Source organism: Siminovitchia fortis (assembly GCF_003605365.2).
Classification (GTDB): Bacteria; Bacillota; Bacilli; order Bacillales; family Bacillaceae_C; genus Siminovitchia; species Siminovitchia fortis.
Genome location: NZ_QYTU02000056.1, coordinates 1 through 15,797, shown reverse-complemented (window position 1 = coordinate 15,797; position 15,797 = coordinate 1). Strand labels below are relative to the sequence as shown.

The window sequence follows — 15,797 nt, the reverse complement described above, 5'->3', positions numbered from 1 at the left end:
ACATCCTCCTTAAAAGTCATTGTATAAATTTAACTTAGATGTGTCCATGAAACTATACTAGCATCAAATTATTGCAACTTTTACATATATAATATTTATTTTCTCCTTTTTTGATTTTATAATATTGTGAATCAGAATGATTAATCGTAAATTTATTTTTGCAGAAAAAACATATAGTATCCAACATATTTTCACACTTCCTATCAGATTTTTATTGAAAAGTAACTATTTTTTAAACCTATGATTAAAAATGTGAATTTTTCATCTAATTTACTGCCATTCTAAAATAATTTATTTTTAACTTAGTTACAAGCTTATCCGTGAACTGTATTTTTACTAAAAATATGACGGCTATGCCTGTAATGGAAGGAAAAGCTGTAATATACTAAAGCCTACTTCATGCAACTGTTCAACAAAATGCCCCTTTGAAGTGCATCTCGTTATAACACAAATGGACTATAACTTCAGATACATGATCAATTAACTCAATTTACTTTCATCGCAGAGTGTTTCTAAATGATAACGGATTACTTCCTTCACCTTTTCTGGAGAGTAGACATCAGGTCTTAACAGAGCATGAATGGACAATCCATCAATTAATGCCGCTAGCCTACTTTTTTCTAATTTTACATTAGTTGAATCAGATAAAATCCCTTTTAGAACTAATATCTCGATCATTGAATTTGCTAATTCATACGTACCGTTAGTCATTTCATCTTTTTTTTCTTTTAATGTATCACTTGTAAGTGACTGAAGTGCAAGGATCCACCATACACTCGTTTCGATTTTCTTTTCTTCATCAATTGGTACAAGCTCCAATAAAACTTCCTCGACTGCCTGCAATGGATTGTCTGACCAACTTTTACTTTGAGAACGTTTTTTCCCTTCTTCCAGGTAATAATCCATGATAAATAATAACATTTCATCCTTAGTTGAAAAATAATGTCTTAACGCCCCAGCAGACATGCCTGCTTCAATAGCAACTCTTCTTATAGATGCCTTTTCGATTCCCTCGTTCTTAATAATATTCCAAGCGGCCTCAGCAATTGACTTCCTCTTTTTTTCATGATTAACAATCCTTGGCATAAAAAATCACTTCCTTTTCTTAACACAGTGTGCTATTATAATTTTAACACACTGTGTTATTTAAATTATAACATATAAAAAGGAGGGACTCTATATTTGATCGAAAGTATTGAAGCATTAATGCCTTCTTCATCAATAGACACATCGATAGCTTTGCTAATTATTTCTATTTGCGCATTAATTGATATATTAAGTCCTGGTGTACTTGCTGTAACAGCCTATTTATTATTGACACAGCCTAATCAATTATCTTCTCGCTTGCTTGTTTTTTTGTTTATTACACAGTTTGGCTACTTCATAGTGGGCTTATTACTATACTTTGGTGGAGATTCACTATTGAAAGGAATCGGAAAGTTATCTGAATTTGACTTTATCAATTGGTTTTATATCCTTTTTGGAGCAGTTATTGTTCTAATTAGCTTCAGTAAACCAAATGATACTACAAAAAAACGTTTAATTTCATTTATACCCCAAAAAACAACGATGAGAGGGATGATCATATTAGGTATCATTGTTTTTCTAATTGAATTTGTAACTGCGTTGCCTTACTTTTATTCAATTTTGTTAATGAATCACCTAACAATTGAGCCTTCCTCTTCTATCTTTATTATAATTGGCTACAATCTTGTAATGGTGCTTCCTTCTCTTCTTTTGTTAGGGGTTAATATTATGTTTAAAGAGAGACTGCAACAATTTCTAAATAAAATTAGATCAAAATTAAATGAAGCTCCGATGTCCTCACTCTTGGCAGCGATAGGAGTAGTAGGTGCGGTTTTTTTCAACATCGGTCTTAGAGGCATATTAAATTAAAAAAATTATTAATGAGGTGTTCATCATGAAAGAAATTATCAGTGGACTTGGTCTACTTTTTGTTATACAGGGAGTAGGCGGATTAATCAATCATTTGACTAATGGTGGAAAAAGTTGGTTTTTGGTAAATTATATTGATGCGTTTCAGGGATTTGAAATTGTTATGGACATTATATTTATTGTAGTTGGCGGAATCATAGGTTTAGCCTCTTGGAAAATAGACGGATCAACTAAAAGAGAAAATTAAAATATAAAGCAAATAGGACGACTTATACATAGCCGTCCTATTTGGCGGATGCTCCGTTGAGATATATTTTTAAATATTCATAGAGGGGAACATAAGAATTATTATGGATTCAAGACATATAGGGAGCTCGTCTCTCCAAAAGGAAGGTCGGTTATACTTTATTGATAACCTAAGGGCAGCTCTTACAATGTTAGTAGTGCTACATCATTTAGTGTATTTTTCCATCTATAACGAGGTATTATCACAAGGGTCTATTGGGGTTGTTATGGGCCTTCTATTCCTTGCTTTTAATCAGACTTTTTTCATGGGTACGTTTTTTCTTATTTCCGGATATTTTGTTCCTTCATCTTTTGAACGTAATGGAGCAACCCGATTTATCAAAGATAGATTCATCCGGTTCCTAGTCCCGTTTATCTTCTACGTTCTCATTCTTAGCCAAGTTCAATCAATTGAAGTCTATATGCTTAACCAGGAGCCATTTACATGGCAAACCTATTTTTCACATTTAACCTATGGCCCGATGTGGTACGTCGAGCTACTTTTCGTATTCGTTTGTTTATACGCAGTCTGGGCGAAATTTATGAGTAAAAATAAGCTATCAGTAGTTCGTCAGAGTACGCCACCCACCTACAGGATGTTTACAGTCTTTGTCATGATATTAGCAGTAGGATACTTCATCATAAGACTGTGGGTCCCTGCTCTTGATTTACCCGGTGGATCTCCCGGGGTTCAATCATTCGTTGGACTTTTTACAGCAAGCGGCTATGATCTCCCACAATATGTCGGGCTATTCATTTTGGGCATCATCGCTTACCAACGCAATTGGTTTCGAAATACTCCTGATTCTATGGGGAGGGCGGGTTTTGGAATTGCAATTGGAGCATCGATTCTTCTCCTTCCCTTAGTCTTGATATTTGGGGTAGACGGATTACAGTTTTCTGGCGGCTGGAACTGGACATCTTTGGTTTATTCTCTGTGGGAAGCTCTATTTTGTGTTGGCGTCATTCTCGGATTAATCATATTCTTTCGCAAAAGAGTTTTTCATCAAGGAAAAGGTTGGAGCTTCTTGTCAGCCCATTCCTTCGTGATTTATATCATTCATATACCGATTATCGCTATTGTTATGGCTGGATTGAAGGTCATCCACTTTCCACCATCCTTCATATTTCTAGCTACGATTCTGATCACGATACCACTTTGCTTCTTGTTAGGTTATATAATTAGGCAGATTCCCTTTGTGTCAAAGATTCTTTAGGGATGGTGAGTTTTAAAGAAGAAAAGAGGATACGACGATAACCATATCTGCCCTTATGCTTCTCAAAAATAGAACTAATGAGCCTTTTCTACTTTGGATTTTTATCTGATGTGCTTAAAAGTATTAATTTTATAATAATAAGTGTTACGTGGAATACCGGCAATTTTGAGTAATGCCTTCACAGGATAATCGTGCCTTAGCTCATATACTACTTTTACTTTTTGTTTTGTCGTAATTTGTTTTCTTCTTGAACTAAGGCTTTCAACTTTTTTAAATAGAATTTTCCATTTAATAATATGTATAAATTTTTACTCCCACCTGGCTTATGTTCAGTTGGGCTTTTTTGTATTTAATGAATATTTTTTTAAAAATATTGCTTTTATTTTTGGCATTTCATAAAAAATCTTGTTGAAGGTTATGAAAGGGGAAATCATCACCCACCTTTGCAGTTGCGAAGGGAGAGGAAATGCATGATCGAACCAGATCGTACCGAGTGGCAAGTTCGCTGTGCATTTAATGCCTTTTGTAAACGTGTATTGAAGAATGAAGCAATTAATATTTTCAACGAAAGACAACAACGACAAGCAAAGGAGATGACATTTTCTGATCTCACACCACAAGAAGAAAATCAACTCTATACCTTAGATAAGCAATATGAAGGAGAAGAAGGACAAAGTTTTCAAGTGGCTGGAAAGAAAATAACTCCGAAATTACTCGCTGAAGCGTTGCGTACTTTGCCAAAAGAAAAGCGTAAGACTGTCCTTTTATACTACTTTTTTGACAAATCAGATGTAGAAATAGCTGAACTACTCGATATTCCACGTAGTCCCGTTCAGTATAGGAGGACAAGCTCTTTCAAAAGGTTAAGACGATTTTTGGAGGAACATGCAGATGAATGGAGTGATTAATTCTAATGTTGGAAACAACGAGCGTGGTTTATTGCCGTACCCAATTATTTTAGCTGCAAATAAGGGTGAGCCAGAAGCAATGAAAGTAGTTGTTCTACATTATGGAAGCTATATGACAAGCCTATCCATGCGTAAGCTCCGTGATGAACAAGGAAACACTTATTGGGGCATCGATGAAGATACACGTGAACGCTTACGAGCGAAGCTTATGCAATCTGTTTTAGCTTTCAAAATTTGAATACAGAATGGTTAGGTTTTCCCTTTCATTAATCATAATTTGTTCTTTGACAAAGAAAGCACGGAAGATAACGCTGTGCAGTATAAACTAAAAAATCAGATACATTCAACTGATGGCGAGCCATCTGATTCATACGCCATGACTTTTTTAGAAACGAGCGATAATCTATGAGTCTAATGCAATCGTGGTGGATTGTTGGCGATAACCCATCAGTTAGGATAATGATACTCCCCTACCGTCATGGTTCGAGCGTTTGAAGCGTCGCAAGCTATGAGTAGGGCTGGAAGAAATACTTGCAGGGGTGAAATTCCCGTGGAGCTGCACCAACAGCCATCTGATTTTAATTGATTAATTATAAGGGGACGTGTTTTTTGAAACAGAATTTGATTCTATATAGTATGCAAATTGCTATGTTAAAACAACTGCTAACCCGTAAATTAATTACCAAGAAAGAATATTACATGGTTAAAAATAAATTAATGAAAGAATATGGCATCATTTCTGATATTACAGACTGAATTGTGTTTCTATTGGCGATACATTTTGTATAGGAGTTATCATATTTCCAATCATTCGATTTTTTGTTGTTAGAAGATTTAAGGATGTTCAATTTGATCTTCAATAATATAATCGGTCTAGATTCCAGAGTAATGAGGATTTTTTTAACAAAGGAATACATGAAAAAACACCTCCCGAACCGAACATTCGAGAGATGTTTCGCTCTTATTTGTTTACAATGCGATTGTACGTATTAACAGTTAATACGTAATAGACTGCATAGATGATAACAAAGAAGACTATAGCCATTAGAATAGGGAAGATAAGATTGATTCCAATGAGATTAGAAATAAAGTTGCTAGTAAAGTACAATGCCACACAACTGTGCAATATTCCTACGGTTAGTGGCAATCCAAACACAAATAATGACTGCCTTTTGATTGATTTACGTATATCCTTTTTATTGACACCGATTTTTCTAAGGATTTCATAGTGTCCTTTCGCCTCATTCGCTTCTGTTAACTGTTTGAAATAAATGATACTTCCACTTGCCGCTAAAAATACAAGCCCCAAAAATCCAAAAATAAAGAGAGTAATTGCGTTTCCTTCTTTACCTTGCTTATACTCCGTATAAAATGATGAAGAAACTTGAAAATCGTTTCCAACCAGTTTATTTACTTTCTTTGATGTGGCTTGTGCCGTTACTTCATTTTCCACTTCATACACTTTATAAGTTAATGGAGCCTCTTTTTTGGCTATCTCAGCAAACATTTCGTTACTGACTACGAGAAAGAAATCGGGATAATCGAAAGGTAGCACATTACTTTCAACCATATGAACAAATGGCAGTTCGCTGCTTCCTTGAGGCAATTGAATCGTTATATTTTCTCCTTTAAAAACCGACTTCGTATATTCAGTAAACCTTGGCTGGATTACTGCTGCTTGATTTCTTGATAGTAAGACTGTTTCATCCTTATTTAAAGCATTCGCTGCTTTATTAAATGTACTTTCTGAGATTAATTGCACAGGATTTATGTCATAATCCAGTTGAAATGAGAGTATTCCTTTTACCTGAATGACGGGTATGTCTAGTTGGGCTTTTATTGGATGTCGATGATCTGCTTTTATTATGCTCTCCACCTGCGAATCAAATTCTGAACCTTTTGACAAATGCGAATAGCTGAACGGAACAACTTCCTCAGCTCTTTTTTCGTTGCTGTAATACCCACTGTAAGTTGCACCTAAGAAACAGATCGTTGCAGAACTCAACAATGCAATGACTGTAAAGGTACGTGCATTCCCTCTAATACGAAACAGTAAGCGAGATATTTCAATTATTCTAGTTCCTCTGTAATAACGCGACTTATTTTTTTGTGATAATCTTAATAAATAGACCGTTACAGATCGAAAAAATAAATGGGTGCCAATGACGAGAGCAACAAAAGCAATACCATAATTTTTCATTAAATATTCCGTAGTAAATTCGTCAGGAAATGGTTTTAATATCAGCCAGTAACTAACGACAAGCAATATAACTCCGATAATAGCCGATATAAGTGAAACCTTTGGAATTTGTTCTCCTTTTTTCTCATCATAGAATAATTCGATTAATGTAAAACGATAAATCAAACGGTAACCTTGAACGGAAGTGAATAAAATAATGACCATAAAGACTATGACTGTTTGGGTAATCGCTTGAATGGAAATACCGAAGTCCACCTCGGCAATTGAACCCATAAGTTTTATTAAAATCATTGCAAATAATTTGGAAAGTAAGGTTCCAAGAATAATTCCAATAACTATTGCAATGATTCCCATAATCAAATTTTCATAAAATAACATTTTTGCAATGGTTTTCTTGCGTAAACCAAGTATGGCGTACAATCCGACTTCTTTCTTCCTTTTTCTTGTGAAGAATGAATTGGAGTACAAAATAAAGATTGCTACGAATAAAATTAAGATAATTGATGATACCCCAAACATGAAACTCATTGTATCCGACAATTCAATGCTTTCCTGAATTTTTTCGCTATATTGCAAGGAAGTGAACGTATAATAAATAACCATGCTGAAGACGAGCGTAACAAAATAGACAAAATAATTATTGAAGTTACCTTTAATATTTTTCCTTGCTAAACTAAATAACGTCATTTGCTCCACCCCCCAGTGCGGATAGAACATCCAACACCTTGTTGAAAAATTCTTTGCGGGATCTTTTCCCTTTCACAAGTTCTGTGAAGATTTTACCGTCTTTAATAAATAGGACGCGATTACAATAACTTGCCGCATAAGCATCATGGGTAACCATTAAAATTGTTGCCTTGTCTTGTTCATTAAGATCCTTTAAACTTTCTAATAAGTCTGTTGCTGATTTCGAATCCAACGCACCTGTTGGTTCATCTGCCAATATTAGGTTTGGCTTTGAAATAATCGCGCGTGATGCTGCCGTGCGTTGCTTTTGTCCCCCAGAAATTTGATACGGGTACTTATTTAAAATGTCGCGAATGCCAAACTTATCTGCCACTTCATCTGCTCTTCGTTCCAATTCCTTAACGTTCAATTTTGCCAAGGCTAACGGCAAGATAATATTTTCTTTCACAGTTAGAGTATCTAATAAATTATAGTCTTGGAAAAGGAAACCAAGTTTGTCACGGCGAAAGGCAGATAATTGCTCTTCATTCATCTTTGTCAAATTGATTCCGTCAACCACGATGTCACCAGCAGTCGGCTCGTCAATTGTTGCCAATATATTTAGTAAAGTTGATTTACCAGCACCCGAGGGACCCATAATACCGACGAATTCACCTTCCATGACGGTTAAGTCTATATCCTCCAAAGCTGAAAATACATTTCCCTTTGCACCATAGACTTTTTTTATTTGTTTTGCTTCGACAATAGTTTTCATATTTAAATCCTCCATTCAGAGTTGTTTTGTTTTACGTTTTTATTTTACAATAGGTGCCCTTTATATAAACTTACAGCTTGATCTCGTAACCTTACATTTTCGTCACATTGATAAAAAATATGTTTAAACACGATATTTTCTTTGTATGTTGGTCGATATTCAATTAATATGATGTTAAAGAAGGATGATTGTTTGGAGGGAAGAGGAATGAAAATCATGATTGTGGAAGATGATTTGACCATTCGTGATATGGTAGGGGAAACATTAGAAAAGTGGGGTTTTGAAACCGTTAAGATCGAAGACTTTGACCAAATCATGCAGGTATTTCTTAATCATGATCCTCACCTAGTCGTCATGGATATCAATTTGCCATCGTTTGACGGATTTTACTGGTGTAATAAAATCAGAGAAATTTCAAAGGTCCCTATGATCTTTCTCTCTTCCCGTGATACACCAATGGATATAGTGATGTCGATAAACATGGGAGGAGATGATTATATTCAAAAACCTTTCCATATGGATGTATTGATTGCAAAAATTAATGCACTCCTCCGCAGAACGTATTCCTACATGGAAACACAGTCTAAGACAATCGAACATGATGGAATTATATTAAACCTTGAGAACGGAGAGGCCTTACATGGAGATCGAAAGTCGGAACTCACGAAAACAGAATTTCTTATTTTGAAAATCCTGATGAAAAATAAAGGAACCATCGTCAGTCGTACGAAAATGATGCGTAGCCTTTGGAAGAATGAAAATTTCGTAGACGAAAATACATTGACGGTTAATATTGCTCGTCTGCGTAAAAAGCTTGCTGAACTTGGAAAAGAACACTTCATTATGACTAAGAAAGGACAAGGTTATATTATCCAATGAGTTTCTTTCAATATCTAAAAGATAAACGGAATTTCTTTATATTAAACGTGATCATTATGTTCTTTGTTTCTTTGATGACGATTGTGAGCACAGATCCCAGAAACACTGTAAGTAATATCGTATATACCAATGTGGTTATCTTTTTTATTGTAGCTATATACGTAATCATCGAATACTATTACAATAGAGAATTTTATCGGGAATTAAATGATTTGGTTGAAAGTAATCATGAAGAATTTCTCGCAACTCTGCCTAAACCGCGAAACGATGAACAACTGTTATATCTTGAGTTATTAAAAAAAGTAAATAGTGTGCATGGCGATCAATTACAAAAGTTGTATAACGAAAAAATGGATCATCAAGACTTTATTACATCTTGGATTCATGAAGTCAAGGTTCCGATTGCGGCAGGTCGCTTGCTTATGGAAAACAGTAATGGAAGAACTGTTGAATACCTTGTGGACAAGTTTGAAGATGAGTTGGATAGAATCGAAAATTACGTGGAGCAGGCTCTTTATTATTCTCGCATTGATTCTTTTTCCAAAGATTATTTTATTTCCGAGGTAGTGTTGGATCAAGTCGCTAAAAACAGTGTAAAGAAATTTGCCAAATCTTTTATTAACAAGCAAATTCGTTTTCATATGGACAATATTGAACAGGTTGTCCATACCGACAGTAAATGGCTTGGTTTTATTATGGATCAAGTTTTTTCAAATTCTTTAAAATATACAGGTGAAGGCGGGGAAATCTCCGTACAATTTGAGGAAGATCTAAAAGAAAAGCGGCTACAGATTCAAGATACAGGCATTGGAATTAAGCCAGAGGATATCAGCCGCGTATTTGAAAAAGGATTTACAGGATCTATTGGGAGAAGTCATGCCAAATCTACCGGTTTAGGTCTCTACCTTGCAAAAGAAATGGCTCTTAAATTAGGACATGACCTTTCCATTCATTCAGAAGATGGGAAATATACGAAGGTCATCATCCACTTTCCAAAAATCAGAAATTATTATCATCTATAAGTATAATGGTGGGGTTAAAGAAATTGGTTAATCGGAAAATAGTATCAAATTAAAGGTGTTCAAGTAGAATAATGTTTATCGTAAGGCTTAAGAAATATTAAATAATATAGCCAATAGTAAGTGAATTAATTGATAAAAAAATAAGTACTTGAAAATAGCTATAACCAGGTTTTTATTATATTTTAATCGAACTTTTCAAATATGGTTTTATTAATACCACGATAAATCAACGTTATATGTCCTCTTTTTATCTCCAGTTCCAAGTATGGGAAATATTATCCATGGTTTTAACATGCATATGCAATGACTTTTGAAAATTAATTGAGGCTCAAACACTTTATTTAAGATTTTTATTTGGTTATATTTTTATGGGGTAATCGGAAAATAGTGTAGAAAGAGGGTTAAAAATAACCCTCCTCCATTGCTTTAGTTAGTGTGGAAAAGTCAGCACCATAGATTTCTTCATAGACCCATTCATAGCCTATTTGACCCCAATTTGGGAATTGATCAGGTAACAATTTTCCGAAAGTAGCTTCAACTTCTTTGAATTTCTTTTTCTTTTGGGTATTCGGATTATAGTGTTGAAAAACCCTATTAAATAAATTAATGTTCATAGCACTGTAAATCGTATAATTGGATCTACGTCAATATTCTGGACACAAAATAGATGGTGGATTGGACAGAGCTCCATTTCATAAGAGTGGGTTGGTCTATGTCGCTTGACATGGAGCCTCTATGGGCATGGGTGTCTTGCGAAGGGCGAAAGGGTCAAACAATCCTTTCGCAGGCGGACGAGCCTAACATTTCCCCCTCCATGTAAAGCGCCGTGCTCAGACATGATGCAGTGACTAAGCCGCCACCCGGATTTCATCTTCAACCTGTTGTGGGGTCTTATATTGAAGGCTGCCATGCATTCGCTTTCGATTATACCAGCCTTCAATGTATTGGAAGAGATGAATCTTTGCAGAGGCGTAATCCAGATAAGTTACGTGATGTATTTCTTCCTTCTTCAAAATAGCATGGAAGGATTCAATACAGGCGTTATCGTACGGGCAGCCCTTTCGACTGAATGATTGTCTGATCTTTTTTGACTCAGCCTCTTCCATGAAAGCCTCACTCGTATATTGGGAACCCAAGTCACTGTGCAGAATTAACTCCTCTGGTGGTAGCTGCGTGGCATAGGCGTTATCCAATGCTTTAATCACCAGGTCTGTTGTCATTGTACAAGAAAAGGAATAGCCTACGATTTTCTTTGAATGCAGGTCCATCACAGAAGCAAGGTAGCACCAGCCATCCTTTAATGTATGGATATACGTAATATCGGCCACCCATTTTTCATTGATGGTGGTCGTAGAAAAGTCCCTGGCCAGGATATTCTCGCGTTCGATAACTGTTTCTTTGCTTGGTATTGGCCGATATTTTTTAATGACGATGGAACGGATGCCCTCTTTTTTCATCAGTCTCTGTACACGTTTCAGACTTACTCTATATCCTTCCGCACAGAGATATTGGTGAATTTTTGGGGCTCCATAACGCCCTTTGCTTTCTTCGTGGATCTCTTTGATCCTTTTTGTCAGCTCCTTGTTTTCCCGCTCACGCTTGGATTCGGTTTCTTGGAGTGTTAGGTAGTAGGAGCTTCGCGGCAATTCCAAGACTTCGCACATAGTTTGGATGGGATGTTGGTCTTTATGTTGATCAATCACGGAAGCTACTGCAGATTGGCTTACCTTTTCGCGAATATGGCCATAGCCTTTTTAAAGATTTCATTTTCTTCCTGCAGCCGGCGAAGCTCCTTTTGAATCTTGGTATAGTCATCCGCCGTTGCCACGGTTCCATCTTCAAATTTGACGGGAGAAAACTTTTTGACCCAATTATAAATGGAGACATCAGATACGCCATATTCGCTGGTTAATTGCTTGACTGGAGTGCCAGATTGATATAATTCCACAACCATCCTTTTGAAATCTTCATTAAATTTATTTTGGTTTTTATTATGGCCTTTCATTGGACACACCTCTTCTTAATCTTATTCCTCAAAAATTATGAAACTAACTAGGATGTGTCCATGAAAATATACTAGCACCACATGTTTGGGGTGGGAAAAAGAAAAAAGACCATTATCTTGAACAAAACGTTTGGATCATTTCCAGAAATATTTCATTTCCCTAAACCCTACATCCCAAAGCTTTTCATTCCCCTTAACGATTATCGTAATCTTACTTGCACGTTCAAGTGGAATTTCAAACATTTGTGGAAACAATTCCGGATAATTCAGTTGCTCCGTTCCAGAGCCGGATAATACCTCACGACCATCGACTAAAACTCGTATACTTCCATCCCTATCCATTAAGTCCGGTATTCCATAATAAAATGAAAAAATAATCTCCTTCTTGGACGTATAAGTGTAGGTTTCACTTCCTTTGCCTTTGGCGCCAAATATATTATATCCAGGTTCGACGTTTTGACCGCTAACTTTAAAGCTGTACGGTTTTGTTCCCGCTGTTGTATGCCCGGAACTATTTTTCAGTTCATTTAAAGCTATAAAGGGACCCTCTGCTTTGGTGAACGTTTTCTCCACAATTCCGCAAATTGCTAATACCCCGATTAGAATAACAATACACGTGATACCGGTAATAGCCATATTTAGCCAAAAGTTTTTTGTTCGATACCCTAGTTTGTACGCTCCGAATCCGATGCTTGCGCCTAGAGAGTTTTGAATGGCATCGTTAATATCAAAGCTTCCGAGCAAAGTTAGTGCCTGTATGGTTTCGATCACGAGAATAGACAGGAAGAACAATGAAAAGAAACGAATAAACTTCACACGGAATAACAATGGAATCAATATGCCGAATGGAATAAAGGCTGCCACATTTCCTAGATCTACGAAATCCATCAGAGTAGGATGCAGAAAATCAGAAATCTTTGGCAAATGGTAGAACTCAATCGGAAAAAAAATAAAGGTGACCCCAGTCGTGCTTGCAGATGCACCTATTCTGCCGAAAGCGAAAAAAATAAAATATAGTATCAAAATAGTATAAAGAATAGTTACGGTAAAAATAACTGTACGTTTTTGTGGCAATGTTATTTTGCCCTTGGCAGTCATATAAAAACACCTCCTGAAACAGTGTATCAAAAGTCATGTTTAAAATACATGATTTACTATAACCGTTACAGATATCAATGGAACCTAAAAAAGATGACCCCTATTCAATACAGAGATCACCTTCTTAAGTCTGCCTAGCTTTTTTATGATTGTCCTTTACAAAGGGTACAGTTTAAAGAAGGAATGGCTCCTTTTTTGTGGAAATAATCGCACCTCTGGTTGTCTATCCGCTTCGTGGACAGGATTATCCTCCACACCGACTAAATATTTTTACGATCAATTCCACAAATTTATTGACAGACCTGTTTTAGGACCATTTTGCACAGTGGCAAATCGTGCAGGAGTGACCCTGCCACCTTTTCTAAAGAGTTGATTCATAAATGGTAATGAGGAGTATTTCATAGTCTGGAATCACTTTCTTCAAGTAGCTTGGCCTTATAAAAGTGGCTTTTACAAAGGGTACATTATAAATTTAAAGTCCTCTTTATAAATATATTTAGAATTTGAATCAAACGTTGTTCTTATGCCATTCTTCTCGATTTAATTCTCCGTTTATTGCGGCTGCGGATACAGCTCCTGAAGCAGCTGCAACAATAGATTGGTGCAAGTGTGTAGTTGCATCCCCAGCTGCATAAACACCAGGTACACTTGTTTTTCCAAACTCATCGACTTCAATTATTCCAGTATCCAACATCCGGCAACCAAGTGCGACAGGTAATTCCGATCCAAGTACCAATTCTGCCTTGAAGAAAATTCCTGTGCATGGAATTACTGTTCCATCCTCAAGCTTAACATGCCTTACCATGCCTTGATTTGATTGGATGGAATGAATTGGTGAATGAAATAACGGGATATTATGCGCACGCAATTCTTCACGTTCTGCTTCACTCAATTCATTGGGACCATTTGTACAAACTACAAACTGCTTTGTCCACCCGTAAAGCAATGGGACAAAATGCATTAGCGCTGCTCCTCTGTTTATGACAACTAATTGCTGATCTCTTAGTTCCCAGCCATCACAATACGGGCATACAAATGCGCTCTTACCATAGACCTCCGCCAACCCTGGTATGCCAAGATCGCGATCCTTCATTCCGATAGCAAACAACAGTTTTCTAGTGGCTATCTTCAACCCTGAAGCAGTTTCCAACAAAAATTGACCATCTTCACCTTCTATCAACTCGATAGTATCTTCCAAATGTGAAACTGACGGATAAGTGTGAAGCTGCGATTTAGCAATATTTCTAAATTCATGTGGGCTAATGCCATCACGTGTTAAAAAGGCATGAGCCTCTCTAGTCACTGCATTACGCGGTTGCCCCTCATCGATAATCAACGTCTTCTTCCTAGCCCGTCCTAGTATAAGTCCAGCGCTTAAACCAGCAGGACCTCCTCCAATAATAACAACATCAACTTCCTTCATGATTAACTCCCTTCCTCTTATTAGTTTAACTTTCCAAATGTGTATACGCCCAATAATTACTCTGTACATCTCATATGTAGTTAAGACCTAACCAGTACTACTGAAATACTGTATTCTCACTCTGCTACGATGTTACATGTTGGCATCACCTCCTTACATAAGAACTTATCCACTAGCTCATTCGACTTTTAAATAATTTGCACATCTTTGAAACATCATCGATAGGCGCTGATTTTACTCTGTATATAGATTTTTCAGTCATAAATCCCTAGTAAAATTCGATGACAGTCAGCGATATGAATATGCAGACTACGTACAGAAACTCTTCCTTAACTTTCGATCTCTTTCCTATAATCTTCCGGGGACATCGTTTCACAATACCGGATTAAAAATCGCTGTATCTTGAATCAACTTATACGGTCCTTTTATACATGTTCATTTTTGGATTCTCCTAATTTTTTATTATAATTTCATTAAAGACTATAGAGACACTTATTATCTATAATTGGTTGAAAGAATATGTGCTAGAAAACGATGTTCGTTTCCCGCACAAGAGCGGACATTTTTTTATTTCTCAAATGCTCTTCCATTTTTTCCTCTGCTTCCAATACTACTCTTTGAATCGGACAATCTGGTCCGTGATCGAAACTACAATCAAACAAAGAGGCAGATCCCTCAATCGCATGAATAATGTCAAGAAACGAAATATCCTCCCAATTTCGTTTCAGTCTGTATCCACCATTCACTCCTGTTATGGATTCAATCATACCAGCCTTTACTAGCTTGGTCAGTATCTTGGACAGATAAGTTGGTGACACCTTTTGCTTCTCAGCAAGCAGCTGAACGCCCACAGGTTTATCCGGAGTCGCTGCAGTAAGAAAAAGCATCGTATGTAGAGCATAATCTGTAGCCTTTGAAAACTTCATTCATCATCACCCTAATTAAGGATTTTATTTATCTATAATAACTTGAATGTTGTTAAACTCCAAGTATAATGCATGGGCTATTATATTATAGCAGCTAGTCGAACTTCTTGAAAATGCTCTAATCGTGACTATAAAACCCCATTTCTCTCGTTATGAATGGTAATGCTTCTCTTATATATTATTATGCAGACACATTACTACGATATTGTCAATCTATGCCCCCAACTTAATATAACAGCTTATAACCTATCCTTCTTTCTAATAATAGCTTGTAGAAAAATTCTTTTAGTTCTTTTTTATAATTATTTATATATTTGGTTTGAAGGCTTCAATGATTTTCATACATTGTGAATTAAGTAGAGTTTTGGAATTTATTATTTGAAATAACAATTCTACGGTGTAAACTCGATTTGTCTTTTCTGCTTATTTCATTCTAGCCTTGACTTTTATTAAATAGTCTATCAAATTTCGGGTATTCGGATTATAGTGTTGAAAAA

The 15,797-nt window shown here is 36.1% G+C and carries 15 protein-coding genes and 1 pseudogene; 9 read left to right on the top strand and 7 right to left on the bottom strand.

Features of this window, described 5'->3' with window-relative positions; translation table 11 throughout:
- Positions 1 to 480: 480 nt before the first annotated feature.
- Complete coding sequence (locus tag D4N35_RS16695) at positions 481 to 1,086, bottom strand: TetR/AcrR family transcriptional regulator (RefSeq protein WP_120075722.1); 606 nt, start codon at positions 1,084 to 1,086, stop codon at positions 481 to 483.
- Positions 1,087 to 1,182: 96 nt separating this feature from the next.
- Between D4N35_RS16695 and D4N35_RS16690 the strand changes: the two genes are divergently transcribed.
- The 6 genes from D4N35_RS16690 (at position 1,183) to D4N35_RS16665 (ending at position 5,062) form a co-directional block, all read left to right on the top strand.
- Complete coding sequence (locus D4N35_RS16690; protein WP_120075720.1) at positions 1,183 to 1,896, top strand: GAP family protein; 714 nt, start codon at positions 1,183 to 1,185, stop codon at positions 1,894 to 1,896.
- Positions 1,897 to 1,921: 25 nt separating this feature from the next.
- Positions 1,922 to 2,143: a hypothetical protein gene (locus tag D4N35_RS16685; protein ID WP_042532676.1), complete on the top strand. Its 222-nt coding sequence runs from the start codon at positions 1,922 to 1,924 to the stop codon at positions 2,141 to 2,143.
- A gap of 103 nt (positions 2,144 to 2,246) precedes the next feature.
- Complete coding sequence (locus D4N35_RS16680) at positions 2,247 to 3,398, top strand: acyltransferase family protein (RefSeq protein WP_120075719.1); 1,152 nt, start codon at positions 2,247 to 2,249, stop codon at positions 3,396 to 3,398.
- Between the two features lie 470 nt (positions 3,399 to 3,868).
- Positions 3,869 to 4,306 carry an RNA polymerase sigma factor gene (locus D4N35_RS16675; RefSeq protein WP_120075717.1) on the top strand — a complete coding sequence of 146 codons (438 nt, stop codon included), beginning with the start codon at positions 3,869 to 3,871 and terminating at the stop codon, positions 4,304 to 4,306.
- On the top strand, positions 4,290 to 4,544 hold the full coding sequence (locus tag D4N35_RS16670) for a helix-turn-helix domain-containing protein (protein WP_077735386.1): 255 nt from the start codon (positions 4,290 to 4,292) through the stop codon (positions 4,542 to 4,544). Before D4N35_RS16675 ends, D4N35_RS16670 begins: the two co-directional genes overlap by 17 nt.
- Positions 4,545 to 4,915: 371 nt before the next feature.
- Positions 4,916 to 5,062, top strand: coding sequence for a conjugal transfer protein (locus D4N35_RS16665; protein ID WP_120075715.1), 147 nt, complete (start codon positions 4,916 to 4,918; stop codon positions 5,060 to 5,062).
- A 205-nt stretch (positions 5,063 to 5,267) separates the two neighbouring features.
- Here the strand turns inward: D4N35_RS16665 and D4N35_RS16660 are convergent, their stop codons facing one another.
- On the bottom strand, positions 5,268 to 7,193 hold the full coding sequence (locus D4N35_RS16660) for an ABC transporter permease (RefSeq protein ID WP_120075713.1): 1,926 nt from the start codon (positions 7,191 to 7,193) through the stop codon (positions 5,268 to 5,270).
- Positions 7,180 to 7,947: a daptomycin efflux ABC transporter ATP-binding protein DrcA gene (drcA, locus tag D4N35_RS16655; RefSeq protein ID WP_018705605.1), complete on the bottom strand. Its 768-nt coding sequence runs from the start codon at positions 7,945 to 7,947 to the stop codon at positions 7,180 to 7,182. Before drcA ends, D4N35_RS16660 begins: the two co-directional genes overlap by 14 nt.
- Positions 7,948 to 8,154: 207 nt before the next feature.
- On the opposite strand from drcA, the gene drcR reads away from it, so the two are divergent.
- Both drcR and drcS read left to right on the top strand, forming a co-directional pair.
- Entirely contained in the window at positions 8,155 to 8,826 is a 672-nt protein-coding gene (gene drcR / locus D4N35_RS16650; RefSeq protein ID WP_120075711.1) for a daptomycin efflux response regulator transcription factor DrcR, read from the top strand.
- A complete protein-coding gene (gene drcS / locus D4N35_RS16645) occupies positions 8,823 to 9,848 on the top strand; it encodes a daptomycin efflux sensor histidine kinase DrcS (protein ID WP_120075709.1) in 1,026 nt (341 codons plus the stop codon). The genes drcR and drcS overlap by 4 nt, the downstream gene beginning before the upstream one ends.
- A gap of 848 nt (positions 9,849 to 10,696) precedes the next feature.
- On the opposite strand, the gene D4N35_RS16635 is transcribed toward drcS, so the two are convergent.
- Positions 10,697 to 11,853, bottom strand: a protein-coding gene (locus tag D4N35_RS16635; RefSeq protein ID WP_120075706.1) for an IS3 family transposase whose coding sequence is annotated in 2 segments (ribosomal slippage) — positions 10,697 to 11,604 and positions 11,604 to 11,853 — 1,158 coding nt in all. Because the reading frame shifts where the segments join, the coding sequence is not laid out codon by codon here.
- A 135-nt stretch (positions 11,854 to 11,988) separates the two neighbouring features.
- Positions 11,989 to 12,951 carry a VanZ family protein gene (locus D4N35_RS16630; protein WP_120075704.1) on the bottom strand — a complete coding sequence of 321 codons (963 nt, stop codon included), beginning with the start codon at positions 12,949 to 12,951 and terminating at the stop codon, positions 11,989 to 11,991.
- A gap of 42 nt (positions 12,952 to 12,993) precedes the next feature.
- Here D4N35_RS16630 and D4N35_RS18745 point away from each other — a divergent pair.
- Positions 12,994 to 13,089, top strand: a pseudogene (locus D4N35_RS18745) (hypothetical protein); the annotation flags it as partial.
- 370 nt (positions 13,090 to 13,459) lie between these two features.
- On the opposite strand, the gene D4N35_RS16620 reads toward D4N35_RS18745, so the two are convergent.
- Entirely contained in the window at positions 13,460 to 14,374 is a 915-nt protein-coding gene (locus D4N35_RS16620; RefSeq protein ID WP_120075702.1) for an NAD(P)/FAD-dependent oxidoreductase, read from the bottom strand.
- Positions 14,375 to 14,898: 524 nt separating this feature from the next.
- Positions 14,899 to 15,300, bottom strand: a complete 402-nt coding sequence (locus D4N35_RS16615) for an RrF2 family transcriptional regulator (protein ID WP_120075700.1) — start codon at positions 15,298 to 15,300, stop codon at positions 14,899 to 14,901.
- Positions 15,301 to 15,797: the final 497 nt, after the last annotated feature.

Bases quoted from the DNA above. Each gene is read 5' to 3' on its own strand.
- D4N35_RS16695 (WP_120075722.1), bottom strand. From the start codon at position 1,086: ATGCCAAGGATTGTTAATCATGAAAAAAAGAGGAAGTCAATTGCTGAG.
- D4N35_RS16680 (WP_120075719.1), top strand. From the start codon at position 2,247: ATGGATTCAAGACATATAGGGAGCTCGTCTCTCCAAAAGGAAGGTCGG.
- D4N35_RS16675 (WP_120075717.1), top strand. From the start codon at position 3,869: ATGATCGAACCAGATCGTACCGAGTGGCAAGTTCGCTGTGCATTTAAT.
- drcA (WP_018705605.1), bottom strand. From the start codon at position 7,947: ATGAAAACTATTGTCGAAGCAAAACAAATAAAAAAAGTCTATGGTGCA.
- D4N35_RS16620 (WP_120075702.1), bottom strand. From the start codon at position 14,374: ATGAAGGAAGTTGATGTTGTTATTATTGGAGGAGGTCCTGCTGGTTTA.
- drcR (WP_120075711.1), top strand. From the start codon at position 8,155: ATGAAAATCATGATTGTGGAAGATGATTTGACCATTCGTGATATGGTA.
- D4N35_RS16615 (WP_120075700.1), bottom strand. From the start codon at position 15,300: ATGAAGTTTTCAAAGGCTACAGATTATGCTCTACATACGATGCTTTTT.
- D4N35_RS16670 (WP_077735386.1), top strand. From the start codon at position 4,290: ATGAATGGAGTGATTAATTCTAATGTTGGAAACAACGAGCGTGGTTTA.
- D4N35_RS16660 (WP_120075713.1), bottom strand. From the start codon at position 7,193: ATGACGTTATTTAGTTTAGCAAGGAAAAATATTAAAGGTAACTTCAAT.
- D4N35_RS16685 (WP_042532676.1), top strand. From the start codon at position 1,922: ATGAAAGAAATTATCAGTGGACTTGGTCTACTTTTTGTTATACAGGGA.
- D4N35_RS16630 (WP_120075704.1), bottom strand. From the start codon at position 12,951: ATGACTGCCAAGGGCAAAATAACATTGCCACAAAAACGTACAGTTATT.
- drcS (WP_120075709.1), top strand. From the start codon at position 8,823: ATGAGTTTCTTTCAATATCTAAAAGATAAACGGAATTTCTTTATATTA.